Origin of the sequence: Geobacillus subterraneus (assembly GCF_001618685.1) — a bacterium.
GTDB classification, from domain to species: Bacteria; Bacillota; Bacilli; order Bacillales; family Anoxybacillaceae; genus Geobacillus; species Geobacillus subterraneus.
In genome coordinates, this window is the sequence record NZ_CP014342.1 from 1,881,191 (window position 1) to 1,904,910 (window position 23,720).

21 protein-coding genes and 2 pseudogenes are annotated in these 23,720 nt (G+C 52.8%); 5 read left to right on the forward strand and 18 right to left on the reverse strand.

Features of this window, described 5'->3' with window-relative positions:
• The 5 genes from GS3922_RS09250 to GS3922_RS09270 form a co-directional block, all read right to left on the reverse strand.
• Positions 1 to 1,575: an AMP-binding protein gene (locus tag GS3922_RS09250; RefSeq protein WP_063166113.1), complete on the reverse strand. Its 1,575-nt coding sequence runs from the start codon at positions 1,573 to 1,575 to the stop codon at positions 1 to 3.
• Positions 1,576 to 1,690: 115 nt separating this feature from the next.
• On the reverse strand, positions 1,691 to 2,470 hold the full coding sequence (locus GS3922_RS09255) for an enoyl-CoA hydratase/isomerase family protein (protein ID WP_063166114.1): 780 nt from the start codon (positions 2,468 to 2,470) through the stop codon (positions 1,691 to 1,693).
• A gap of 69 nt (positions 2,471 to 2,539) precedes the next feature.
• Positions 2,540 to 3,400, reverse strand: a complete 861-nt coding sequence (locus GS3922_RS09260; protein ID WP_063166115.1) for a 3-hydroxyacyl-CoA dehydrogenase family protein — start codon at positions 3,398 to 3,400, stop codon at positions 2,540 to 2,542.
• Positions 3,401 to 3,504: 104 nt separating this feature from the next.
• Positions 3,505 to 5,724 (reverse strand): helix-turn-helix domain-containing protein, encoded by a 2,220-nt coding sequence (locus tag GS3922_RS09265; RefSeq protein WP_063166116.1) that lies wholly within the window; start codon positions 5,722 to 5,724, stop codon positions 3,505 to 3,507.
• Positions 5,725 to 5,824: 100 nt separating this feature from the next.
• On the reverse strand, positions 5,825 to 7,813 hold the full coding sequence (locus GS3922_RS09270) for an acetoacetate--CoA ligase (protein ID WP_063167363.1): 1,989 nt from the start codon (positions 7,811 to 7,813) through the stop codon (positions 5,825 to 5,827).
• Positions 7,814 to 8,050: 237 nt separating this feature from the next.
• Between GS3922_RS09270 and GS3922_RS09275 the strand changes: the two genes are divergently transcribed.
• From GS3922_RS09275 to GS3922_RS09285, 3 genes are read left to right on the forward strand one after another with little or no spacing between them, the layout of a single operon-like run.
• Positions 8,051 to 8,305 carry a FeoA family protein gene (locus tag GS3922_RS09275; protein WP_044744400.1) on the forward strand — a complete coding sequence of 85 codons (255 nt, stop codon included), beginning with the start codon at positions 8,051 to 8,053 and terminating at the stop codon, positions 8,303 to 8,305.
• Positions 8,298 to 9,032 (forward strand): FeoB small GTPase domain-containing protein, encoded by a 735-nt coding sequence (locus GS3922_RS09280; RefSeq protein WP_063166117.1) that lies wholly within the window; start codon positions 8,298 to 8,300, stop codon positions 9,030 to 9,032. The genes GS3922_RS09275 and GS3922_RS09280 overlap by 8 nt, the downstream gene beginning before the upstream one ends.
• Positions 9,001 to 10,395: a nucleoside recognition domain-containing protein gene (locus tag GS3922_RS09285; protein ID WP_063166118.1), complete on the forward strand. Its 1,395-nt coding sequence runs from the start codon at positions 9,001 to 9,003 to the stop codon at positions 10,393 to 10,395. The genes GS3922_RS09280 and GS3922_RS09285 overlap by 32 nt, the downstream gene beginning before the upstream one ends.
• Positions 10,396 to 10,644: 249 nt before the next feature.
• On the opposite strand, the gene GS3922_RS09290 is transcribed toward GS3922_RS09285, so the two are convergent.
• The 9 genes and pseudogenes from GS3922_RS09290 to GS3922_RS09325 form a co-directional block, all read right to left on the reverse strand.
• Entirely contained in the window at positions 10,645 to 11,271 is a 627-nt protein-coding gene (locus GS3922_RS09290) for a histidine phosphatase family protein (protein ID WP_063166119.1), read from the reverse strand.
• A 61-nt stretch (positions 11,272 to 11,332) separates the two neighbouring features.
• Entirely contained in the window at positions 11,333 to 11,500 is a 168-nt protein-coding gene (locus GS3922_RS09295) for a hypothetical protein (RefSeq protein WP_225995645.1), read from the reverse strand.
• A gap of 186 nt (positions 11,501 to 11,686) precedes the next feature.
• A pseudogene (locus GS3922_RS17960) lies at positions 11,687 to 11,905 on the reverse strand (zinc ribbon domain-containing protein); the annotation flags it as partial.
• Positions 11,906 to 12,082, reverse strand: a pseudogene (locus GS3922_RS18430) (DUF5634 family protein); the annotation flags it as partial. It lies immediately after the preceding pseudogene.
• 77 nt (positions 12,083 to 12,159) lie between these two features.
• Positions 12,160 to 14,139, reverse strand: a complete 1,980-nt coding sequence (locus tag GS3922_RS09305; RefSeq protein WP_063166121.1) for a putative bifunctional diguanylate cyclase/phosphodiesterase — start codon at positions 14,137 to 14,139, stop codon at positions 12,160 to 12,162.
• Positions 14,140 to 14,272: 133 nt separating this feature from the next.
• Positions 14,273 to 15,010, reverse strand: coding sequence for an IucA/IucC family C-terminal-domain containing protein (locus GS3922_RS09310; RefSeq protein ID WP_063166122.1), 738 nt, complete (start codon positions 15,008 to 15,010; stop codon positions 14,273 to 14,275).
• Positions 15,010 to 15,822: an ABC transporter ATP-binding protein gene (locus GS3922_RS09315; RefSeq protein ID WP_063166123.1), complete on the reverse strand. Its 813-nt coding sequence runs from the start codon at positions 15,820 to 15,822 to the stop codon at positions 15,010 to 15,012. Before GS3922_RS09315 ends, GS3922_RS09310 begins: the two co-directional genes overlap by 1 nt.
• An 18-nt stretch (positions 15,823 to 15,840) precedes the next feature.
• The gene (locus GS3922_RS09320) at positions 15,841 to 16,893 is read right to left on the reverse strand and encodes a FecCD family ABC transporter permease (RefSeq protein ID WP_063166124.1); all 1,053 of its coding nucleotides are present in this window, start codon (positions 16,891 to 16,893) and stop codon (positions 15,841 to 15,843) included.
• The gene (locus tag GS3922_RS09325; RefSeq protein ID WP_063166125.1) at positions 16,890 to 17,891 is read right to left on the reverse strand and encodes a FecCD family ABC transporter permease; all 1,002 of its coding nucleotides are present in this window, start codon (positions 17,889 to 17,891) and stop codon (positions 16,890 to 16,892) included. The genes GS3922_RS09320 and GS3922_RS09325 overlap by 4 nt, the downstream gene beginning before the upstream one ends.
• A gap of 202 nt (positions 17,892 to 18,093) precedes the next feature.
• Between GS3922_RS09325 and GS3922_RS09330 the strand changes: the two genes are divergently transcribed.
• Together GS3922_RS09330 and GS3922_RS09335 are read left to right on the forward strand one after the other, a co-directional pair.
• Positions 18,094 to 19,065 (forward strand): ABC transporter substrate-binding protein, encoded by a 972-nt coding sequence (locus tag GS3922_RS09330; protein ID WP_063166126.1) that lies wholly within the window; start codon positions 18,094 to 18,096, stop codon positions 19,063 to 19,065.
• A 234-nt stretch (positions 19,066 to 19,299) separates the two neighbouring features.
• Positions 19,300 to 19,788, forward strand: coding sequence for a PCYCGC motif-containing (lipo)protein (locus GS3922_RS09335; protein ID WP_063166127.1), 489 nt, complete (start codon positions 19,300 to 19,302; stop codon positions 19,786 to 19,788).
• Between the two features lie 82 nt (positions 19,789 to 19,870).
• Here the strand turns inward: GS3922_RS09335 and GS3922_RS09340 are convergent, their stop codons facing one another.
• From GS3922_RS09340 to GS3922_RS09355, 4 genes are all read right to left on the reverse strand, one after another.
• Entirely contained in the window at positions 19,871 to 20,599 is a 729-nt protein-coding gene (locus GS3922_RS09340; RefSeq protein ID WP_063166128.1) for a 3'-5' exonuclease, read from the reverse strand.
• Positions 20,592 to 21,635 (reverse strand): DUF294 nucleotidyltransferase-like domain-containing protein, encoded by a 1,044-nt coding sequence (locus GS3922_RS09345; RefSeq protein WP_063166129.1) that lies wholly within the window; start codon positions 21,633 to 21,635, stop codon positions 20,592 to 20,594. Before GS3922_RS09345 ends, GS3922_RS09340 begins: the two co-directional genes overlap by 8 nt.
• 17 nt (positions 21,636 to 21,652) lie before the next feature.
• Entirely contained in the window at positions 21,653 to 22,954 is a 1,302-nt protein-coding gene (locus GS3922_RS09350) for an ammonium transporter (protein ID WP_063166130.1), read from the reverse strand.
• Positions 22,955 to 23,130: 176 nt separating this feature from the next.
• On the reverse strand, positions 23,131 to 23,538 hold the full coding sequence (locus GS3922_RS09355) for a vWA domain-containing protein (protein ID WP_063167364.1): 408 nt from the start codon (positions 23,536 to 23,538) through the stop codon (positions 23,131 to 23,133).
• Positions 23,539 to 23,720 lie beyond the last annotated feature (182 nt).

A 23,720-nucleotide genomic window follows, 5' to 3' on the forward strand; every position in this document is an offset into this window, starting at 1 on the left:
TTAACGAAGGGTTGATTTTAATTGTTCTTCCATCATTTCCCGAAGGGCTACTTTTTTAATTTTTCCACTCGGTGTGACAGGCAGCTCTTCGACAAACACAATGCGGTCCGGCACTTTATAGTCGGCTACTTTGCCTTTCAGGTATGCCTTCATCGATTCCTCATCTTCTATGCAGTGAGGCCGCAGTTTTATGACGGCACAAGAGATTTCTCCTAAAACCGTGTCTGGCAATCCGATGATGGCTACCTCCATGACACTCGGATGTTTGTAGAAAATTTCTTCGATTTCCCGAGGATAAATGTTGTAACCGCCGCGAATAATCATTTCCTTTTTGCGCCCTACAATCCGCACATACCCGTTTTCATCAATCGTCGCTAAATCCCCGGTATAAAACCATCCTTCCTCATCGATCACTTCCCTCGTTTTTTCCGGCATTCCGTAATATCCTTTCATGACGCCAAAGCTTCTGCAAGCCAACTCCCCTACTTCACCAGGTTTCACCTCTTGGCGGTTGTCATCAACGACTTTCACCGCCGCCCCTGGTACCGCTTTTCCCACCGTCTCTGAACGTACGGAATCGCTGTCATCAAAGCCTGTAATCGTTAAAGTAGCGGATGTCTCTGTCAGCCCGTACGAAATGACAACATCGCATCCCATTTGCGTGCGAATTTTCCTTACCACTTCCTCAGGACACGGAGCGGCGGCGATAATGCCCGTACGCAACGAAGACAATTGATACCGGCTGAAATTCGGATGGTTCAACTCTAAAATAAACATCGTCGGGACGCCGTGGTGGATCGTCACCTTCTCCTGTTCAATCAACCTCAGTGCTTCTTCCGCCTTATATTGTTCCATAAAGACAAGACGCGCTCCGCATAACACCGCTGATAGTATGGAAGGAACCATGCCAAACACATGAAAAACAGGAACAGCGACTAAAAACACGTCATCCTCGGTACATTTCATGGCTTCGATCGTAGCGTTGGCCGAGTAGAATACATTTTGGTGCGTCAACATCGCCCCTTTTGGCTTTCCTGTTGTACCTGATGTATACAAAATCGCGAAGACATCTTCTGCGGCATCGATAGTGATTGAGGGAACAGCGGGAGAACGTTTTCCTAATTCGATTAAATCAGCAAACGAATGATATCCTTTCTGTTGGAAGCGTACGGTAAAAATATATTTCAGCGAGCTGCCCGCTGACGGGTGCGATGTAAATATATCGATATGGCCAAACTCACCCATAAGAAAAGCGGCCGTCGCTTTCGAATTTTCCAGTATATAAACTAACTCTTCTGTGCGGTAGCGCGGATTGCAAGGAACAAGAATGGCGCCAAGGCGGGCGAGACTAAAGTAAATGACCATAAATTCGTTCCAGTTAGGCAAGCAAACAACCACTCGATCCCCTTTTTGGATTCCTAACACCGCCAAAGCGGAAGCCATGTATTCGACACTGTCGACTAGTTCTCTATACGTCATGCGTCGGTAGCCGTCATACGCTACCTCTTTCCCCTCGGAAACCCGTTGAAAGGAACGGTTTAACACTTCATGCACGGTGAAAGATTTTCCTGTCATCCACAACACCACCCTGTCTTAATTTTTCAATCCCTTTGATTTGAACACAAGGACGGTTGATGACCGAATTCAGTGTGCAGTTATACCGGTTTTGTTGCTCTCCTTACGGCCGAAATTACTTGCCGACAAACACCGGCTTTCTCTTTTCGGCAAACGCCCGCATGCCTTCTTTTCGATCTTCGGTCGCAAAGGCGTTTCCAAAGCAGGCAGTTTCCACCATCAACCCTGACTGCAAGTCAACATTGGCTCCCGTGTTGACCGCTTCTTTGAGCATGCGCATGGCAATGGCCGGTTTTTGCGCCAATTTTCCGGCCCATTCTTTCGCCGTCGGCAAAAGTTCGTCGGATGGGACGACTTTGTTTACCAAATGAATGGCAAGCGCCCGCTGGGCATCGATCATTTCGCCGAAATAAAGCAATTCTTTCGCCACCCCTTGACCGACGATGCGCGGCAGCCGCTGCGTCCCGCCGCCGCCCGGAATAATGCCGAGGTTGACCTCTGGGAAGGCAAACTTGGCATTGTCAGAACAAATGCGTAAATCGCATGCGAGCGCTAGTTCGCAGCCCCCTCCGAGCGCCAGCCCGTTCACCGCCGCGATCACCGGTTGGGATGCGTTTTCAATTTTCGAAAACGCGCTTCGCGATATTTTGTTCATTTCCATCATGCCGGCCAAATCCAAGTCCATCATTTCATGAATATCGGCACCGGCCACAAACGCTTTTTCTCCCGTTCCGGTAATGACTATCGCCCCCACTTGTTGGTTGGCTTCGAGCTCATCGATCAAGGCAGATAGCTCTTGAAACACTTTTGTATTCAACGGATTGAGCGGAGGGCGGTGAATGGATACAACCGCCACTCGGTTTTCGATTTCACATTGCAAAAATTCGTAGTTCACAACTCATTCCTCCTCCTAGAATGTTTAGCGACGTAGTGGTGGCGTACAACGAACATCGCCGTTTCACCCTTATCGGGCATCATCGTAATCATAAAACCCGGCTCCTGTTTTTCGGCCGAGCCTTCCTGCCCGGACAAGCTGTCTGAGCAATAAAGGAGCGGCAAACCGATCGTCCTTAAACTCTTCGTAAAAATAGTCCATAACATGAAGGCCGATATCGACTCCGGCGAAATCTTGCAACGTAAACGGCCCCATCGGGTAGTTCAAACCGAGCGTCACTGCTTTATCGATGTCTTCCATCGAAGCCACTCCCTCCTCGACGAGGCGAATCGCTTCGATAAACTGCGGAATCATAATGCGGTTGACGATGAACCCCGGGGAATCTTTTTTCACCTCAACCGGCTCTTTTTTCAGTTTCCGGGCGAGCTCTTTCACCTGCTCCACTGTTTCATCGCTCGTTTTGTATCCGCGTACTACTTCGACGAGTTTCATCAGCTGCGGGGGATTGAAAAAATGCATGCCAACGACTTGGCTTGGACGGTTGGTGGCAGAAGCGATTTCTGTGATGGACATCGATGATGTGTTCGTCGCTAGGATGGCGTGTTCTGGTGCAATGTTGTCCAATTGTGAAAAAACTTCTTTTTTCACCTCCATGTTTTCGATGACCGCCTCAATAATGACATCCGCCTGCTTCATGTCCTGCAAGCTGATCGATCCCTTCACCCGTTCTAGCGCCTCATGTTTTTGCTCGGCGGTCAGCTTCCCTTTGGCCACGCTTTTATCCATAAATGCTTCCATTCGCGAGCGCGCTTTTTGCAGCGTATGCTCGTCGATGTCTACTAAAATGACATTAAATCCTGACAACGCAGCTAAATTGGCGATGCCGCCTCCCATCGTACCGGCTCCCACGACTCCGATCGTTGCTACCATTCGTCAAATCCTCCTTTATTTTTTGAATTTTCTATATTATCTTTGCTATTAATTATAAAAAAGGTGAATATAAAAAAATACCTGCATGATGCAGGAAAACACGCTTATCTTTTCAGCGATTTGGCGGAGGACAGGCCATATAAATCGTACAACTTTAACGCCATCATCAAGTTGAACCGCTGCTCTGCCCCGCCTAAGGAGAAGCCGAGCATTTCTTCAATCTTTTCGAGCCGATATTGAAGGGTGCTGCGGTGAATATACAGCTTTTCGGCGGTTTCGGTCAAATGGCCGTTGCAATCGAGAAAGACACGAATCGTTTGCAGCCAATCCACGTTTCGTTCCGCCGAATGCCGGATCAACGGGCCAAGATATTTGTCGACAAACAGTTTCGCCGCCTCCAGCTCTTTTAAATGGTGCAATACCGTGTACGCCCCAAGCTCGTCAAAAAATGCCAAGCTTGTCCCTTGAAAACTATGGAGAATGACTTGCAACGCCTGTACCGCCTGCTGATAGCAAAAATAATAGTCACGGATCGATGTTGTTCTCCCCCCGATCCCTAAAAGCGCTCGGCAAGACGCCCCCTCCTCCTTCATCCACTCGTTGATCCGATGATGCCACTCGTTCCAATATTTCGCGGGCTGCTTCCTCTCCTTGCTTGCCGGAACGATCAAAATATACCGATCGTCGATGGCCCCGTATAAGAGAGCAGGGTCTTCGATGGCGATCCGCGCTTTTAAGCGGTCCCATAACGCTGTTCTCTCGACATTCCGCTTGAACAAATCCACCTGCTCTTCCGATTCAGAAAACTGCAAATGCAAGACAGCAATGCGATGCTCATCAAAAATATTCCACTGAAATACATTAGCGTATTGGATAATGCTCTCTTCCTCTTCGATTTCCGCGGTCAACAGTTTATGCAAAAAGCTATCTTTCAGCTGTTCCCTTGTATCAAAAACAAGCTTCTGTTTCATAAACTGGATGGAAAAAATATTAAGAGCCAGTTCGACGCTGAGACGGAAAAAATCATCGATTTCTTGCGGATGCACATCAATGGCTAAATAACCGACCACGTCTCCCCCGCTGTTGATCGGCCAAACCGTCAGCGAAACGTCCGGCCAGCCATCAAGCAGGATATATCCCCCCATTCGGCTTTGCCCAACGGCTTGTCTTAATGCCTCGTTGGCGATGTCTTGCAGCTGCTGCTCGCTTAGCCGCCCCAATTCATAAGCGATCGGCCGCGTAAAGCGGTCAAAGACAATGACCGCTTTACCAAACATTTGGCTGAATGTTTTCGTAATGCCATGAAAGTTTTCATACCGGATCGTCTCTTTCATCAATTTTTGTTGATATTGAAGGAGAAGACGGAGGCGATGGGTATGATCCCGTTCCTGCTGATACAGCCGGACATTTTCTAGCATGACGGCAACGTAATTAGCCAGCATGTCTAAAATTCCTACATCTTCTTTCGTAAATGTTCCTTCGTTTTTTCGTTCGACGTGCAAGACACCGATCGTTTTGAAGTTGACAACAAGCGGAACCGTTAACTGATCCCCGCCCGGTTTCTCTAAAAAGGGAAAATAGTCGCTTACCCGGTAGTTATTTTTCATCATAATTTGCTGCGGGCCGCTGACTTTGCCATACGCAGGAGGATGAAACACAAAGCTATCGTCTTCTTCCCGGTACAAATACATACAGGCACCGCCCGCGTTCGTCCCTTTTCCGGCCCGCTCGACGATTTTTTCAACAAACCGCTCAAGCGGCGTATCGAGCGAAAAGTGTTGCGCAAGCCACTCGAGGCCAACCATTTTTCGCCGCTGACTTTCGTTTTTCTTGGCGACCGTAATGGCTAGGGCGACATCCTCGCCGAAATCGTCAAACAGTTGCCGCGCCTCGGCCAGCAGCGAAACATAGCGCCGAAAACCGATCATACAAATGCCGTATTCGTTTTCTTCATCTTTAATTGGAACGCTAAACCACGTTTTGATCCCATTTCTTCTCAATAAGTCAATCAATCGGCATGTGCACGCTTCATCCACCTCTTGAAACGTCGTGCTCCCTTCAAACAGACGCGGCAGGCAGCTGGTAATCGCGATGGGCGGATGAGAAATCCCACGGCGGAAATCGCCCTGATACAATGTCGGTACGACATCATCCCCTTCCTTTAACACGATGGCGATCAAGTCACATTCCAGCTCCGCCCGAAATGAAGTCACTAAGTATTGCAGCGCTTCTCCTTCTGTATTAAACTTGACGAGTTTTCGCGCTGTCGTTCGCAAATGGCTTTCAATTTTTTTCATCAGCCTTTGCCGCTTGCTTTCATCCATAGCCCCTGTCCCCCTTGCTTATGGTCTTTCGACAAACAGAAAGGTTGTTATTAAGCCCATCTACTTAATAACAACCTTTCGCTCCGTTTCGGAAAAGAGTTCAGCTCGTTTTTGATTTCGCTGCCAATGTTTTTGCCAGTTCGAGGAAAAAGTCGAGCGCCTCCGGATTGGCCATCGAGCCTGGGTTGACCGCTTTTTCGAGCGGGAAACCTAAGAGCAGCTTGCGGATCGGAATTTCCATTTTCTTTCCGTTTAACGTTTTCGGGATTTGCTTTACCTCGTAAATGTCGTCCGGAATAAAGCGCGGCGAGACATGCTGCCGGATCGACTGGCGGATGCGTTCTTTCAGCTCATCATCGAGCGCCACGCCCGGCTTGAGGACGACAAACAGCGGCATGAACGATTGCTTGCCCATCATTTCTAAATCGACGACAAGGCTCTCAAGCACCCCGTCGACCGCTTCGACGGCGCGGTAAATTTCACTCGTGCCCATGCGGACGCCGGCGCGGTTGATCGTTGAGTCGGAGCGGCCGTAAATGACGCAGCCGCCTTGTTCATCAATCTTAATCCAATCGCCGTGCTTCCAGACGCCCGGATACGTGTCGAAATAGCTGTTCCGGTACCGCTCGCCGTCCGGGTCGTTCCAGAAAAAGAGCGGCATCGATGGCATGGGCTTCGTAATGACGAGTTCACCGACCTCATTCACAAGCGGCTGGCCGTTTTCATCAAATGCTTGTACATCAGCGCCAAGCGCACGGCACGAGAGGACGCCGGCGCGCACCGGCAAAATCGGCGAACCGACGACAAACGCGGTACACACATCCGTTCCGCCGCTGCACGATGCCAGGCAAATGTCATCCTTCACATTTTCATACACCCAGGCAAACCCTTCAACCGTGAGCGGTGAGCCGGTCGAAAGCACGGCCTCAAGCTTCGATAGGTCATAGTGCTCTTTCGGTTTGAGGCCGAGCTTCATGCAGACGTTAATAAACGCCGCGCTCGTGCCAAAATGGGTGATCCCCGCTTTCTCTGCGAGTTCCCATAAGACGTTGCCATCCGGGTACGTCGGGCTGCCGTCATAGAGCACCACGGTCGCCCCAGCGAGCAACCCGCCGATCAAAAAGTTCCACATCATCCATCCGGTCGTCGTGAACCAGAAAAATGTGCTCTCTGGCGTCAAGTTATCGGCAATCGACAGCGCTTTCAAATGTTCGAGCAAAATGCCGCCATGCCCTTGGACGATTGGCTTTGGCAAACCGGTCGTCCCCGAAGAATACAAAACCCAAAGCGGGTGGTTAAACGGAACGTCTTCATAGACAAGCTTCGCCTTATTGGCGACGACATCGTCCCACAGCACCACCCCGTCACCGGGCGCTTCGAGTTGTTCGCGCCAATACGGAAGCAGCACCGTCTTTTTCAATGACGGCAGCTTGGCGCGCAACTCCGAAACGACCGGCATTTTGTCAAACTCTTTGCCGTTGTATTGGCAGCCATCGATGGCAAACAACACGGTCGGCTCGATTTGCACGAACCGGTCGATGACGCTGCCGGCGCCAAAGTCGGGTGAGCAGCTTGACCAAATGGCGCCAATCGAGGCGCAAGCCAAAAACGCCATCACCGTCTCTGGAATATTCGGCATATAGGCGACAACGCGGTCGCCGCGCTTCACCCCCATTTCCCGCAGCGCTTGGGCGATCGCCGCTGTCTTTTCGGCCAGCTCCTGCCACGACACTTCCCGATACGGGACGCGCTCAGAGCGGAAAATCAGCGCCGGTCGGTCAGCGCGCGCATGACGGAATACATGTTTCGCATAGTTGAGCGTCGCCCCGGGAAACCATTCCGCCCCCGGCATCTTCCGCTCCCGCAGCACACATTCGTACGGTGTCGCTGCCTGCACACCGGCATATTCCCAAACCGTTTCCCAAAACTGTTCAAGCTGTTCGACTGACCATGTCCATAGCTGGCGGTACGAGGCAAACGACAGCCCTTTATGTTCTTTCAGCCAGTCCATATACCGCTGAATGTTGGACTGTTTGACTTGCTCGTTTGTTGGTTGCCAAAGGATCGTCCCTTCCGTAATCGCTTTCATTTGATCGTGCGTCAATGGACGCCGTCACCGCCTTTCTGCCAATAGTTTGTTCAGACTATTCATATGATAACATGATTTCCTACTGTTTTGAATAGTTGTCGGTTCGACAACTCTGTCAGAAAAAGAAGAAGCAAATGGGTTGACAACAGCGAGGCAACTGGAATATGATAAATTCAAAAGTTGGTCTAATCCAAAAAAATGTCCTTAACAAAAAATATTAACCGGAGGGAAACTTTTATGGCAAAAGCAAAACACTGCCGCCTCTCCGATACGAAACCGGGTGATCGCTTTCGCATCGAAAAGGTTGATGTTCCTGATCCTGTGTTAAAAAGGCGGTTGCTCGATTTGGGATTTGTACCCGGCGGGGAAGTGAAGGTTGGACAAAGAAGCCCGCTTGGCGACCCGACCGCCTATCGCGTTTGTGGAACGACGATCGCATTAAGGAAAGAAGAAAGCGACTATATTTACGGGGAGAAGATTCACCATGACTGATAGGACGTATACAGTTGCCCTAATGGGAAATCCGAACACCGGCAAAAGCACGTTGTTCAATGTCTTAACGGGCCTGCGCCAACATACCGGCAACTGGCCCGGGAAAACGGTCACTCATGCGGAAGGAGAATGCCGCCACCGCGGCGCATTGTACCGGATCGTCGACTTGCCGGGAACGTATTCGCTCTATTCCAATTCAGCCGATGAAGAGGTGGCGCGCGATTTTCTTCTGTTTCAACGTCCTGACGTCACGGTCGTTGTCGTCGATGCGACGGCATTAGAACGCAACTTGAATCTAGCGCTTCAAGTATTGGAAATGACCGATCGGGCCATTGTCGCCATCAATTTGATGGATGAAGCGAAAAAGAAAGGCTTTCACATCAACACAAAAAAATTGGCTGCCAAACTCGGTGTGCCGGTCGTGCCGATTTCGGCCCGCAACCGGGAAGGAATCGATGCACTGCTTGATGCGGTGGATGCCATGGCGCATGGCCGCATTCACACCACCCCGCTTTCCATCCGGTACAGTCCGGAAATCGAACGAGGCATTGCCAAGCTCTTGCCCCTTGTCAAGGAACTGATGGGTGACACGCATCCTGCTCGCTGGATCGCTCTTCGTCTCCTTGACGGTGATGCATCGCTGCTTCAAGCGCTGAAACAACCGCCGCAACGATTGATCAAGGAGGGGAACGCGTATGCCTGCTGCGGATCTGTCAAATCAGTTTGACCAGCTCATGAACGAAGCCAAGTCATTAGCACCGGCTGACACGCGTGAACAGATCGTGTCTGCCATTTTCCAAACGTCCGCTGCGCTTTCTCAAGAATGTGTCACGCATACAGCGGCCGCAAAACGCGATCGAACGGAACAAATTGACCGCATCGTCACGTCGAAGCGGTGGGGATTTCCGATTATGCTGGCGCTGCTCGCCGCTGTCCTGTACATGACAATCGCCGGCGCCAACGTCTTTTCCGATTCGCTCGCCCGCTTGTTCGGAACGATCGAAACGTATCTCACCATGGCGTTTCAAGCGATGCACGCCCCCGACTGGCTGCACGGCCTCCTTGTGCTTGGTCTATACAGAGGCACGGCTTGGGTTGTCAGCGTGATGCTGCCGCCGATGGCCATTTTCTTTCCCGTATTCGCGTTGCTCGAAAACTACGGCTACTTGCCCCGTGTCGCCTTCAACATGGATCGCTTGTTTCAAAAAGCGGGAGCGCATGGCAAACAATCGCTGACGATGGCCATGGGCTTCGGCTGCAACGCGGCGGCCATCATGTCGACGCGCATTATCGAATCGCCGCGCGAGCGGATGCTCGCGATTTTGACGAACAACTTCGTCCCGTGCAACGGACGTTGGCCAACGCTGATTTTGCTTTCTTCCTTATTTATGGCAGCCGGCTATACAGGTGGATGGAACACGTTCGTGACAGCAGGTGTGGTCGTCGCCATGGTGTTGTTTGGCATCGTCGTCACGTTGACCGTTTCATGGGTCTTATCCAAGACGGCCTTGCGCGGCATTCCGACCCATTACACGCTGGAGCTGCCGCCGTACCGACGCCCGAAAATCATGGAGACGATCATCCGGGCCACCCTCGACAAATCACTTTATGTGCTGAAACGGGCGGTAACGGTTGCGGCGCCAGCCGGCGTAATCACATGGATTCTCGCCAATCTTCATATCGGCGACACAACCGCGCTGGCCGCTTTCGCCCACTGGCTTGACCCATTTGCCCAATCATTGGGATTGGATGGCTACATTTTGATGGCGTTCGTTTTAGGCTTGCCAGCCAATGAAATTGTCGTGCCGATTTTGCTGATGGGCTATTTATCCGCGGGGGCGCTCATCGAAGCCGATGGTCTGCATTCTCTTAAACAACTTTTGCTCGACCACGGCTGGACGTGGCTCACCGCCCTCAATATGATGCTGTTTTCCTTGCTTCACTACCCATGCGGCACGACGCTCGTCAACATTTACAAAGAAACGAAAAGCGCAAAATGGACGTTCGTCGCCTTTGCCTTGCCGACAGCGATTGCCATTGCGGTCACCTTTACGACCGCACAGCTGGCGAGATGGCTCGGGCTCGTATAAACGGCGCAGCCCCGCTTCCCGATCGAGGAAAACGGGGCTGTTTTTTTGGACAACTAGACTTGATAAGAAAAAGCAGTTCTTCACCAAACGTTGTACTGGAAGGCGCCCACTCATAGCTTTCATCCATTTCTTGAATCATGAATGAGGTTGCATGATGGCGCAAGAAACCGATCCGATTGGCCAAGCGCATATTATGGCGATGAACCGAAGAAACAGCGCCGCCTCCAATTCTCCATCCTTCTTCCCTATCTATACTTCCTTGACTTCTTCTAGATGGGAAACATCGCCTTCCACAACCAGGTGAAACACGTCCGCATTCACCTCCACAATCGTCACGCTCGTGCCGTACATATACGGCGGCGCCCACAGCTGGTCAAGCGGCGCGCCCTTGAACGCCGCCACAAGCGTTTTCAGCACGACGCCGTGGGTGACGATTAACACCGTTTCTCCCTCGTGCCGCTCGATGATGCGCCGCACCGCTTCAAGCGCCCGCTGTTGCACGTCGCAAAACCGCTCGCCACGCTGTGGAGCGTACAGATGGGGGGCGTTCCAAAAATGGTCGAACGCGATCGGATCCATTTCCCGGATCTCGTCATGCGTCTTGCCTTCCCAATCGCCAAGACGAATCTCGCGCAGCCGCTCGTCTTGATAGATCGGAATGAGCCGCCCGCCGCGGACGAGCTCGGCCGTTTCCAGCGCCCGGCCGCTTGTGCTTGTGTAAATCGCGGCCAATTCCACCGCTTCAAGCCGCTTTCCAAGCCGCATGGCGTCTTGCCGCCCTTTTTCCGTGAGCGGCGAGTCTTGCCATCCTTGCATCCGCTTTTCGACGTTCCACTTCGTTTCCCCATGTCTGGTCAAATACAAGGTTGTCCCCATGTGTTCCTTTGCTTCTCCTCTCTATTCATCTATCGATCATTCAACCGCCCGCTCAGGCAAGCTAGCCAAAAAAGCGCTCGCCACATCGTTGCAGAGAAGCGATCGTATCGTGAAGCGGCGGGAGCGCTGTGCTGCTGATGAGCTGCGCCTCGATCGCATACGCGCGCCGCTGCAGGCGCAGCACCATAGCGGCCGTTTTCTCATCTGCGATCTGAAGTTCCGCAATCATGTTCCTCTCCCTTTCGATGGCGAAAAAGCGGCCGAGCCCGGCCGCTTGTCGTTAGTCAACTACCCCCACTTCGCTAACACTTGAAGTGGGGGCTTGCAACTCCCCAGAAGTACGAGCGGACTTCGTCCTCCTTCCTTGACTTGGGGTTGCATCAGGGGCAGGTTGACAGCTGCCCAACGACGCAGGTCATGCCTGTGTCGTTCCTTCAACGATGTACTCTATTCCTTTTCGTTGAAGGTTCATAGCACCAATGCGGTCATCGTTTGAGGTATATCCGCATGTTCGACAACAAAAGGTGTGTGTACGTTTCTTTCGATTGGCTTTTTCCGTATGACCACACTTTGGACATGTCAAAGAGGTGTAATGCGGAGCAACCACCATCACTTTTGACCCATGCAAACGTGCCGGCATGTGAATGGTGATCATCTCGTCGTCTTTGTTGATCGTATAACCGATATAATAGCGATTGCCTTCACCATGCTCTTCAAAAATGCCGACTTGGTCGAGGCCATACGCTTCCATCATCGGCTCAAGCGTGTCGATAAACTCGTCGATCACGACGCTTCTTGGCACAAATTCCATCTTCTTTTCCTCCTCTTTGCCCATGCTCAATGTTAGTGTGCGGCAAAACGAGGAAAAGAATGAACGGAAATGATCGGCTACGCCGGCGGTTCGCCGCAAGCGTTGCGGTTGTGTTCTTCTAGCCATTGTTGCAGCTTTTCCGCTTCAAGCGAACGGCTGAAATAAAATCCTTGCGCGTAGTCGCAATCCATTTGCGACAGAAGCGCCACTTGCGACTCCGTCTCGACTCCCTCCGCCAACACTTCAATATCCAAACTTTTGGCTAAATGAATGATCGTATCGACAATCGTCGCATCTTTCGAATTTTCCGCAATGCCTTGAATAAAACTGCGATCAATTTTCAACAGCGACACCGGCAAATTGCGGATATACGCGAGCGAAGAGAAACCGGTGCCAAAGTCATCGATCGCCGCCTGTACACCAAGTCGCTGCAGTTCGGTTAAAATGTGTCTTCCTGTCTCAATGTTTTCCATCAGCCCGCTTTCTGTCACTTCTAAAATGAGCCGATCAGGCGCTAGCCCCGTCTCGCGCAAAATGCGCTTCACATGCTCGACAAGTTCGGGGCGGTTGAGCAAAAACGGCGATAAATTGACCGCTAACTTCAGTCCGGGAAATTTTCTTTCCCATTCTTTCACTTGGCGGCACGCCCGTTCCAACACCCATAGCGTAATTTCAAAAATAAAGCCGCTCTCTTCAGCCAGCGGGATGAAATCAAGCGGCGGAATGTCGCCAAGCGCCGGGTGGCGCCAGCGCAACAGCGCCTCAACGCCCATTGCCCGGCCTTTGGCAAGCCTCACTTTCGGCTGATAGCATAAATAAAACTGCCCGCGCATAATAGCAAACGGCAAATCTTGCTCAATCACCGCATGCCGATGTTCCGTCGGCCGATAAAAGGCATAGCCGTTCCGTCCCCGCTCCTTCACCTCATACAGCGCCTGATCGGCGTATTTCATCACTTGCTCGATCCGGTCGCTGTCTTTCGTGAAAAAAGCGATGCCGATCGATAAGGTCGATTGGATGAGCTGTTTGTCGTAATAAAACGGCTCATGAAACGAGCTGACAAGCCGCTCGGCCAAGGCGGTCATCTCCGTTTTCGTGATGTTTGGCAACAAGAGAACAAACTCATCGCCGCCGACGCGCGCGAAAAAATCACCATGACGCAGCGCCTGCCTAACGCGTTTCACCGCCTCGCGCAAAAAATAATCGCCGGCTTGATGAGAAAAATGGTCATTGATCCATTTAAATTTGTCAAAATCTAAATAGCATAGGGCAAACGGCGTACCGCTCGCGATCAACTCATCGATATGCCGCTCGAAATAGCTGCGGTTGGCGATGCCGGTGAGTGAGTCAAAGTAGGCAAGCTGACGCAGCTTTTCCTCATACTGCTTCCGCTCGCTAATATTTTTTACCGTGACAATGACGCAGTCAAGCACGCCTGCTTCATCGACGATCGCTTTTCCTTGCGCCTCCATCCAAACCCATTCGCCATGCCCGTCTCGCTTGCGGAACTCTGCCGTTTGCGCCTCGTATGTATCATACAGCTCATCCAGTTTTTGGGTTACGACCGGCACGTCATCGGGGTGGACAAACGCCAACACCTCATCGTATGAGACCGGAGGGCGCTTGTTTGTTTTTCGCTTCCATGACGGCGGGATATACGATAATTCCCGATGGCGGGAAAAAATCAAGACATAGTCGCTCGAATGTTCGACGATCAGCTGCAGGCGCCGCTCCGCTTCGGCAAGCCGCGCTTGCAACCCATCCACTGAGGCTTGGCGGCGCAGAACGCATAGCATGGCCGCCGGTTGGCTGCGCTCGTCGATGATTGGCGACATGACGGCGACAAAAGCGCCGCCGGGCAATTCAACCTGAAAAGCGACCTTCTGTTCTTTCATCCGCTCGGCCAACGCTCGTCCCTCAGCGGCGAGCGCCTTTTTCTCGTCCCGGCTCAGGGCCAGACGGCCAAAGGCTGGATTTTGATAAATGATGACGCCTTGCCAATTCAAGATAACGACTGCTTCTGTGAAGTGATGGAAAAAGGCCGTATACTTGTCCATGCGATGGTTACCTCGCCATTAATCGAAATATACCGTGACCCTCACTTCCATTTTTACGAAAACACGAGCAAAAATCAACAAATTTTGCAAAAGTTTTGCCAAAAACATGAAACTGCCCGCTAGCGGCCGGCAGTCACCCCGTTTGCCGCTGGCGGGCTTTGAGCGGACACGTTTGGCAGCACGTTCCCCCTTTTGTTTGGACGTAAAGGCAGCACGTCGTCCGTTGCATGCCGCTCGCTCCTTTAAAGAAGCGGCGGAGCGGATTGTCCTTTTGGCCAAACAGGCGGCCATCAGCTTCATGAACGAGAAAGCGGAAATCGTCCCGCAGCCGATCGGCGACCGGGGCAAGCGACTCATCCTCTAACCAACGTTCATATACCCAATACACATAAATGGCGACATTTTCCCATAAGATGAGGGGCGAGATGCGCGTCAGACGCCGCAACCGGGCGATGAGCGGAGCGAACAAACCGGCGAACACGTCGCGAACGGCCTGCTCGCGCCAACCGCTGCGCTCAATGCCGCACATCTCCGCTTCCGGCGGCGCAAGGCGAAAGCGCGGCATCCAGGTCTCTCCTTCACCGTCCGTATCAAGCCAAATGCGCCCAGGCTCGAGCACAAGCCGCTTGTTCCATGCCGACATGGCGTATAAAGCCATCGGCGCTAAAAAGCTTAGACGCTTGACAAGCATCGACGCCGCAACGGCGTCATTCGCCGCCCCCATCTCATCACGCACGTGCGCGACATACTTAGCGAGCTGTTCGTCATCATGAACCAGCCAGGCAAACAACATCGATGACGAGACATCAGCAGCTTCGCTTGAAAAACGGTACGTTTCCAACGCTTTGACTTCTTCTTCGCTTAACCTCATCACGATACGCCTTCTTTCTGTAGGATGCGCCGCCCTTTTCCGTACGGGATGCAAAGCGGGGTGCCAAAGAGCGGATCGTACGTAATTTGGCAGTCCATCTGAAACACATCTTTTACGAGCTGGCGGGAAATGACGTCTTCCGGTCTCCCTTCGGCGTACACTGCCTTGTCGCGAATGGCGACGAGATGATGCGCATAGCGGCAGGCCAAGTTTAAGTCGTGGAGCACCATGACGATCGTCCGCCGTTCTTTTTCATTCAGCTCAAACAATAAATCTAAAATGTCAATTTGATGTGCCAAATCAAGATACGTCGTCGGCTCGTCAAGCAAGATGATGTCCGTTTCTTGCGCCAGCGTCATGGCGATCCATGCGCGCTGGCGCTGTCCGCCGGAAAGCGAATCAACCGGCCGCTCGGCGAGCTCTGTCAGCCCGGTCGCCGCCAAAGCGCGCGCAACGGCACGCTCATCTTCTTCGCTCCATTGCTTAAGCCACGTTTGGTATGGGTAACGCCCTTGCTTGACGAGCTGCAGCACGGTCAGCCCTTCCGGAGCGACAGGCGACTGCGGTAAAATGGCCAACCGGCGGGCGATTTCCTTGGTCGGCTGTTTGGCAATCTCTTTTCCATCAAGCAAGACGGCGCCGCCTGCCGGCTTTAGCAGACGGGCCAAGGCGCGCAGCAACGTCGACTTGCCGCAACCGTTCGCGCCGATCAACACCGTCACTTTCCCTTTTGGAATCGTTAAATGCAGCCGATCAATAATCAGCGTTCCCCCATATGATAAAGTCAATTCTTTCGTCTGAAGCGCGTGCATGCTTGCCCCCTCCTTCATTTATGCCTTCCGGCTTTGATACAATAAATAAATAAAATATGGCGCGCCAAGGGCGGCGGTAAATACGCCCGCTGGAATTTCTGTCGGCGCTAACAGCATTCGCCCGGCGAGATCCGCTCCCATGACTAACACGCCGCCTAACAGCGCAGCCGTCGGAAGCAGCGCACCAAACGCCGAACCAACAAGCCGGCGCGCCATATGCGGCGCCATCAACCCAACAAATCCGATGCCGCCGGCAAAGGCGACCGCTCCCCCAGTGAGCGCTGTGCTCAGCAGCACAAGCCCTAGCCGTTGCCGTTCGACTGCACTGCCAAGCCCAATCGCCAGCTCGCCTCCTAACTCCTGCACGTTGACGTGTCGGGCTGCGAGCATGGCCATAAGGAGCAGCCCGATGATCGATGGCGCCATGAACGAGACGTGTTGCCAAGATGCGCCATATACGCTGCCGGTGATCCAAACGTTCGCCTGGCTCGCCCGGTAAATCGGCCCGACGATCATCAATAACGTTGTCAACGCCTGCATCAGCGCGGAAATGCCGATGCCGATCAGCACGAGCCGAAGCGGGGCGAGGCCGTTTTTCCACGCCAGCATATACACGAACCAGGCGGCGGCCGTAGCCCCCAAAAAGGCCGCGAGCGGCAGCCAGTGGATGCTGACGGTGAGGGAGTTGTTTTCATCACTAAACAGCGCCAAAAAAGCGACGACCGCGGCCGCCGCTCCGCCGGTAATGCCGAGCACATCCGGCGAAGCGAGCGGATTGCGCACCATCCCTTGCAAAATCGCGCCCGCTGCGGCAAGCGCCATTCCAGCTAGCCAGGCAACCAACACGCGCGGCAGTCGAAACGTCAAAATGACCGTCTGATGAATTTCCTCTCCATAGCCAAGCAGCGCAGCGGCCGCTTCCAACGGCGAAATGCGCATCTCCCCGCTGCCGATGCTGATAAGAAAAAGCAGAACCGCCGCCGCCCCGAACGCGGCGATCACGACAGCCGCTTTTTTGTCATAGAAAAACGATACATAGCTTCCCATCCGGACAGTGACGTATTTTTTCATTTTGCAGTGATCCCCCTGCGGGCAATGTAGACGAAAAACGGAACGCCGATCAATGCGGTGACAATGCCGACTGGCACTTCGCGCGGCATGAGCACATAACGCGCCCCAATATCAGCAGCCAAAAGCAAAATTCCGCCAAGCAAGGCGCAGTACGGAAGCAGCCAGCGGTGGTCTATGCCGGCCAGCGCCCGCGCCATATGCGGCACCATAATGCCGATAAAGCCGATCGGACCGGCAACAGCGACCGAGCCGCCGGCGAGCAGCACGACTAACAGGGCGGCGGCGGCCTTGATCACATTCGTCCGCTGCCCAAGTCCTTTTGCTACATCGTCTCCCATCATCAAAATGTTGACATGGCGCGCCAACAGCATGGCTCCGAGCCAGGCGGCGGCCAAATACGGAAAAACGGCGGCCAATAGCTCCAGCTTCCTGCCGGCGACTGACCCGGCCAGCCAAAAGAGCACTTCTTCGAGCGCCTTTTCGTTCATTGCCAACATCCCTTGCGTCAACGAGGCAAATAAGGCAGCGACTGCTGTGCCGGCAAGCGTCATCTTCAGCGGTGTCAGCCCGTCTTTCCCTGCGGCGCTGATCACAAACACGATCGCCGCCGCGGCCGCCGCCCCAATAAACGCGACCCATGACAACATTTGCAATGAAGAGATGGAAAAAAACGTAACCATCACGACAATGAAAAAGCCAGCCCCGGCATTAATACCAAAAATGCCCGGCGAAGCGAGCGGGTTTCGCGTCAGCGCTTGCATGAGCGCCCCGGCCATCGCTAGGCTCGCGCCGACCGCCGCGGCAATGAGCGCCCGCGGCAACCGGACCGTCGCCACAACTAAATGGGCGTTCGAACCGTTGTTGTCGATCAAGGCGGCTATCGCCTGCCGCCAGTTCGTATCAGTATACCCGTACACAACGCTCATCCACATGGCGGTAAGAAGCAAGATGAACAGCCCAATGAGGCCAAACGCTTTTTGACGGTTCGTTGCTAACATTCTCCTGAGATCTCCCTTGCTTCATTAATTATATATCTACCGTTAAGTCTATTTGATAATGACTCTCATCGTCAATATTTTTTACCGTCTTTTTATGATATTCTCATGATTTTTTCATTTTTTTATTGACAATGATTATCACTGTTATTTATTATATTAGCGTAAATGAAACTCATTATCAACACCAAAGGGGGATTTCACTGTGAAACGGAAACACCTCACTCTTCTTTCCGCCTTCATCCTTTCTCTCCTTCTTCTCGCCGGCTGCGGCGGAAAACAGGAAGAAACGGCCAAACCGAAGGAAAGCAATGAACCGAAAGCGGAAGAAAGCTACACGGTCGAACACGCCATGGGCACGACAGAAATCAAAGGGACGCCAAAACGAGTCGTCATTTTAACGAACGAAGGAACGGAAGCGCTGCTTGCGCTAGGCGTGAAACCGGTCGGCGCCGTCAAATCGTGGACCGGTGATCCGTGGTATGACCACATTAAAGACAAAATGGATGGCGTCAAAGAGCTTGGTTTGGAATCGGAGCCGAACGTTGAAGCGATCGCTGCTTTAAAACCAGACTTAATCATCGGCAACAAAATGCGTCATGAAAAAATTTATGAACAGTTGAAACAAATCGCTCCAACCGTGTTCGCTGAAACGCTGCGCGGCAACTGGAAAGACAACTTTATGCTCTATGCGAAAGCGGTGAACCAAGAAGAGAAAGGGAAACAGGTCATTGCTGAATACGACAAGCGCATTGAGGACTTAAAAGCGAAACTCGGCGACAAGCTGAAGATGAAAGTGTCGGTCGTCCGCTTTATGGCTGGTGACGTCCGCATCTACCATAAAGACTCGTTCTCCGGCGTCATTTTGGACCAACTCGGCTTCGCCCGCCCGGAATCGCAAAACGTGAACGACTTCGCGGAAACCGGCGTGACGAAAGAACGCATCCCGGCCATGGACGGCGACATCCTGTTCTATTTTACATATGAAACAGGTGACGGCAAAGCAAGCGAAATCGAAAAAGAATGGATTAACGATCCGCTCTTTCAAAACTTAAACGTCGCGAAACAAGGCAAGGTGTACAAAGTGAGCGACACGATTTGGAACACGGCTGGCGGTGTGCTCGCTGCCCATCTGATGCTGGACGATATTGAGAAATATTTCTTGCAGGAACAATAATCTTACGTAAAGGCTGTGCGAAAGATTGCATACCGAATCTTCTGCACAGCCTTCCTCTTTGTTCCCTACTCCCGTATTCCCACAAAGCACCCGGGCACAAAACCGATGATCTGGATGAATTGCTTGGACATTCCTATGCCAGGCAAGAGCGCGCCTGACAGCAAGTCCGTTGCCGCCTGGCGCAAAGTGTGATACATTCAAACTATGAAATAAGGAAAGAAAGGGAGAAGAAGATTGAAACGTCCGACACAGATTGCAGCATGCCTGTTGTCGCTTAGCGTTCTATTGTCAGGCTGTGCTGATGACAGCAGCCACGAACAAAGCCATTCGCATATGACGAAAACCGCTGCTGGCGATATTCGTGAGACAACGAAATCGGTTGAGCATTTGCCAAGCTTTTTAGGCGCGTTCGAGGAAGAAATGGCCGTGTTGTACCAACAAGCCGCCGAGCACCGCGAACTGCTCGAGAACATCCCGTGCTATTGCGGCTGCGGCGAATCAGCCGGGCATCAAAACAATTACGACTGTTTCGTCCATGAAAATAAACAAGACGGAGCAGTCGTTTGGGATGACCACGCGACAAAATGCGGCGTCTGCCTAGAGATCGCCGCTGAGTCGATCGCCGCTTATGACCAAGGGAAATCGATCAAAGACATCCGGCATATGATCGACGAAAAATATAAAGAAGGCTACGCCGAACCGACACCGACGAAACCGCTCTAATATCGACAAAAAAGCGCCGATTCCGGCGCTTTTTCTATTCAGATCGTCCGTTTCCCGCTCAGAAACCTCTCCGCTCGGAAGCTCAATGACGGCTGAGCGCGGCATACAAGTCATGCAACGTTTCGATGCCGAGCTCGTGCAGTTCGCCGAGCAAGATCGCCCATAGCTTCACCATCGCTTCTACATCCCCGTCCGCCGTATGGCGGCGCGGGCAGTCAATGCCATAGCAGGCGAGGGCGTCGTCAAGCGTTGGGCATGGATGATGGACAAGGCCGACTATTGGCTGCATATCGATAAAGCGGCCGCTCCATCTTTGCCGATAATGATGCCAAAGCACATGGCGCAAAAACGACACATCATGGCCAATATGGTAACCGACTAAAACGCCTGTGGCGATAAACGGCACAAACGTGCGCAGCGCCTCGGCAAGCGGCGGAGCGAACATGACGTCTTTCGCCGTAATGCCGGTCAAGTCGGAAATATGCTCAGGAATCGGTTTTTCTGGTTTGACGAGCGTCATATACGTGCCAGTGACGAGGCCATTGACCGTTTTCGCCGCTGCCATGGCTAAAATTTCGTCACCTTGCTGCGGCGAAAAGCCGGTCGTTTCCATATCCATGATGACGAACGGAATGTCGGGCAAACGGTCATGCCAATCAATAGAATGGCTGTTTTCCCTTTGCAGCGAGCGAAGCCAGCGTTCCTGCTGCAATGAATGATCGCTGCCCAATAAAGCGGACGACGCTTCGCGCGGAACGCCGAGCGACAACAAGCGGAGCGCCCGCTGCCAAAAGCGGTGCCGTTCATTCATGCATCCCGACCACCCGGCGGGCGACGAGGCGCTGCAACCGCTTCGCGGTGCGCATCGCCTGCTTCAGTTGCTTTTGCTCCGTCCGATTGAGCGTCTGCCATAATACATAGTCCCGTCCGTCTTCCGCCTCGGTGCTGTACTTGAGGCGAATGGAATAGTAAACCGAAAGCGCCTCTTGAACATCCATAGAGAGAGCGGCTGGCAATATGCCAGCCTCTTTGAGCGCCCGCTGCCGCTCTAGTGTCGTCACCGCCGGCACGCGCGCCAGACAGGCGAGCCATTTCAAGGCGTTCGTGATTTGCACGTAACCGCTTTGTTTCATATGAATCGCCCCGCTATGCGGACCCCATCGTACCGCTTGCACATTGCCAAACCAACCGAGCGGAACAGGCGGAAATTGAACCTGTTCTCCCATGCGCGCCAACAGCGGCGGCCGGTCAGCGACCTCGGCAAACAGCGTCCGCCTCCTTGCCTCGGCCAGTTCGGCGTCTCCATAAAGCGGCCGCATATCCATCGCGATGTACAAAAAGCGAAGATCGTTTGGCCATCCGCTGCCTAAATAGGAAGAGAGCTGCCGTTCCCAATCGCTCGTCGATTGCGCCCAACGCCTGTTTGTTGCCATCACATAGCCGGAGCAATACGGATAGCCGACCTCATGCAGCATCTTCGCCCCGATGGCCGCCGCATGGCGAATAAACTCGTAACAGGCCGGCTCCTCTTCGCGGGCGCAAGTAAACAAAATGCCGTGATCTTGATCCGTCCACACCGTCGGCTCGCGCCGGCCGATGCTCCCCATCACATACCAACACCAGGCCGGCGGCCGGATGCCGACAGAGCGTTTTACTGTCTCCTGTTCAGCAAGGAAAAACACGCGGCGAAGCACGGCTTCATGCACATCGGCTACCTCTTCCGCCAGCTGTTCGATGTGCTTAACCGCCAGCCATCGGCGCAACTCGCGCACCAACTCATCGTGGCAGAAACGAAGATCGGTAACCGACTCGGCCGTTTTCAGCCGATCGGCAATCGCTTCTACCATCGTTTTCGTCTCCATATTTATCGCTGAACGGCCGTTTTCGGCTGATAGGCTGGATCAAGCTGTTCCGGATAGCCGTAAGCGCCGTGTTCGCTAATATCAAGCCCGGAAATTTCTTGCTCCGCCGTGACGCGCAGCCCGATTGTTTTCTTCATGACAAATAAGATGACAAACGAGACGATCGCTACATATATCGCTGCGCCCACCACGCCGACCGTTTGTACAATCAGTTGGTCAAACCCGCCGCCGTACACGAGACCGGCCTTGCCGATTCCGGTTATTTCCACTAAACGCGGCGAGGCGAAAAATCCGGTTGAAATCGTGCCGATAATGCCGGCAATCCCATGGACGGAAAAGGCGTAAATCGGATCATCAATCCCTTTGCGCTCGAAGTAGATGGACGTCCAGAACGTGAATGATCCCGCCACTGCCCCGATGATGACCGCCGCCCACGGTTCAACGAACGCGCACGCGGCGGTAATGGCGACAAGCGCGGCCAGCACGCCGTTGACCATCGCCGGAATGTCCGCTTTGCCGACCAGGATTTTCGCCGTCAAGATCGCGGCAACCGCCCCTGCCGCGGCAGCCAAATTCGTCGTCAGCGCGACATACCCGAAAAACCCATCGCCAACCGCCATCGTGCTGCCCGCGTTAAATCCGAACCAGCCGATCCATAAAATCAAACCGCCAATCACGGTATAAACTTGGTTATGCCCAGGAATGACATTCGGTGTTTTGTCTTTATTAAACTTGCCGATGCGCGGGCCGAGCAAGACCGTGGCGATGAGCGCCGCAATCGCCCCCTGCAAATGGACGACCGTCGAACCGGCAAAATCTTGCATCCCGAGTTGCCCGAGCCAGCCGCCGCCCCACACCCAGTGGCCGATGACCGGATAAATGGCAATCGTAAAAATCGTTCCGAAAATGAAATAGACAGACAGCTTCGCCCGTTCCGCAAAGCCGCCCCAGGCGATGGCAAGCGACACGCCGGCAAAACCGAGTTGAAACAAAAATTTAAGCGCCAGCGGCACGTTCGCCCACGACAGCGAATCAAACGTCCCTTCGTCTTCTTGTAAAAACCAGCCTTCCGTGCCGATGAAGCCGTTTCCTGTTCCAAACGTAATGGCAAAGCCGAACGCCCAAAACGCTAAAGACGCGATGGCAAAGCTTAACATTTGCTTGCCGGCCACATGCCCAGAGTTTTTCATGCGCGTTGACCCCGCCTCGAGCAAGGCAAATCCGGCCTGCATGCCGATGACGAGCACCGCGGAGAGCATCACCCAAAGAGCATCAAGCCCAACCATTACTGTTTTCTCATCCATTTGCATCTCCCCCTATTTGTCATTTGTTATACCTCTTATATGTCATAATATATAACATATATAAACCGAAAGCAACGGGTATTTTTCGTTGAAACCGATTTCAACCACAAAAATTTTGTTATATTTCCTGACAACAAAAAGGAATGCCCCTCATCATGAAGGGCATTCCTATATTGTTACGCAACGCGAATCGGCTTGCCAAACGGAACGCGCGGCATGTAATCGTCCGGAACAAGCCAAAACACTTCATAATCGACTTCGAGTTCTTCATAAAAATATCCGGTCACATCCGTGATATAAAACAACGTATCGATTTTTTGCGCAGCGGCCCATTCGAGCACTTCGGTGTACGACGATTTCCCATGCTTGAAATATTTAATCGTGGCCACGCCAACCGGAGATACATCGCGAATTTTGAAATCCGCTTGAACGAGCAGCGTGTCCGGGCGCAATTTCTCAAACAGCTTGATGATGTTTTGAATGAGCACCGGACGGGACGGCCGGTTCGACGTATCGATCGCCAATGCGATCGAGTGGTCTTTCCGTTCTTTGAGCAACGCCAACAAAGCCCGCTGCCATCTCACGATGATCATCCCCCTTGTATTGGTGAGTCGCCGTGCGCACTACTAGTATAGACGGCAACGGCGGAAAGTACGAACTGTTTTTCTTTCCTTTTTCCCCTCCCTTTTCTCAAACGAGCCGAGGGCTTTGCGTCAGCACAAAACGCCAAGGACGCATTCCTTGGCGTTTTTCCCGCCGCTTGGCG

What these genes read in the sequence shown, in the direction of transcription:
- GS3922_RS09345 (WP_063166129.1), bottom strand. Translation starts at nt 21,635, where the DNA reads ATGGTAGAAGCGATTGCCGATCGGCTGAAAACGGCCGAGTCGGTTACC.
- GS3922_RS09320 (WP_063166124.1), bottom strand. Translation starts at nt 16,893, where the DNA reads ATGAAAAAATACGTCACTGTCCGGATGGGAAGCTATGTATCGTTTTTC.
- GS3922_RS09260 (WP_063166115.1), bottom strand. Translation starts at nt 3,400, where the DNA reads ATGGTAGCAACGATCGGAGTCGTGGGAGCCGGTACGATGGGAGGCGGC.
- GS3922_RS09340 (WP_063166128.1), bottom strand. Translation starts at nt 20,599, where the DNA reads ATGAATGAACGGCACCGCTTTTGGCAGCGGGCGCTCCGCTTGTTGTCG.
- GS3922_RS09295 (WP_225995645.1), bottom strand. Translation starts at nt 11,500, where the DNA reads ATGATTGCGGAACTTCAGATCGCAGATGAGAAAACGGCCGCTATGGTG.
- GS3922_RS09280 (WP_063166117.1), top strand. Translation starts at nt 8,298, where the DNA reads ATGACTGATAGGACGTATACAGTTGCCCTAATGGGAAATCCGAACACC.
- GS3922_RS09350 (WP_063166130.1), bottom strand. Translation starts at nt 22,954, where the DNA reads ATGGATGAGAAAACAGTAATGGTTGGGCTTGATGCTCTTTGGGTGATG.
- GS3922_RS09315 (WP_063166123.1), bottom strand. Translation starts at nt 15,822, where the DNA reads ATGCACGCGCTTCAGACGAAAGAATTGACTTTATCATATGGGGGAACG.
- GS3922_RS09325 (WP_063166125.1), bottom strand. Translation starts at nt 17,891, where the DNA reads ATGTTAGCAACGAACCGTCAAAAAGCGTTTGGCCTCATTGGGCTGTTC.
- GS3922_RS09290 (WP_063166119.1), bottom strand. Translation starts at nt 11,271, where the DNA reads ATGGGGACAACCTTGTATTTGACCAGACATGGGGAAACGAAGTGGAAC.
- GS3922_RS09275 (WP_044744400.1), top strand. Translation starts at nt 8,051, where the DNA reads ATGGCAAAAGCAAAACACTGCCGCCTCTCCGATACGAAACCGGGTGAT.
- GS3922_RS09305 (WP_063166121.1), bottom strand. Translation starts at nt 14,139, where the DNA reads ATGGACAAGTATACGGCCTTTTTCCATCACTTCACAGAAGCAGTCGTT.
- GS3922_RS09250 (WP_063166113.1), bottom strand. Translation starts at nt 1,575, where the DNA reads ATGACAGGAAAATCTTTCACCGTGCATGAAGTGTTAAACCGTTCCTTT.
- GS3922_RS09270 (WP_063167363.1), bottom strand. Translation starts at nt 7,813, where the DNA reads ATGAAAGCGATTACGGAAGGGACGATCCTTTGGCAACCAACAAACGAG.
- GS3922_RS09265 (WP_063166116.1), bottom strand. Translation starts at nt 5,724, where the DNA reads ATGGATGAAAGCAAGCGGCAAAGGCTGATGAAAAAAATTGAAAGCCAT.
- GS3922_RS09285 (WP_063166118.1), top strand. Translation starts at nt 9,001, where the DNA reads ATGCCTGCTGCGGATCTGTCAAATCAGTTTGACCAGCTCATGAACGAA.
- GS3922_RS09310 (WP_063166122.1), bottom strand. Translation starts at nt 15,010, where the DNA reads ATGAGGTTAAGCGAAGAAGAAGTCAAAGCGTTGGAAACGTACCGTTTT.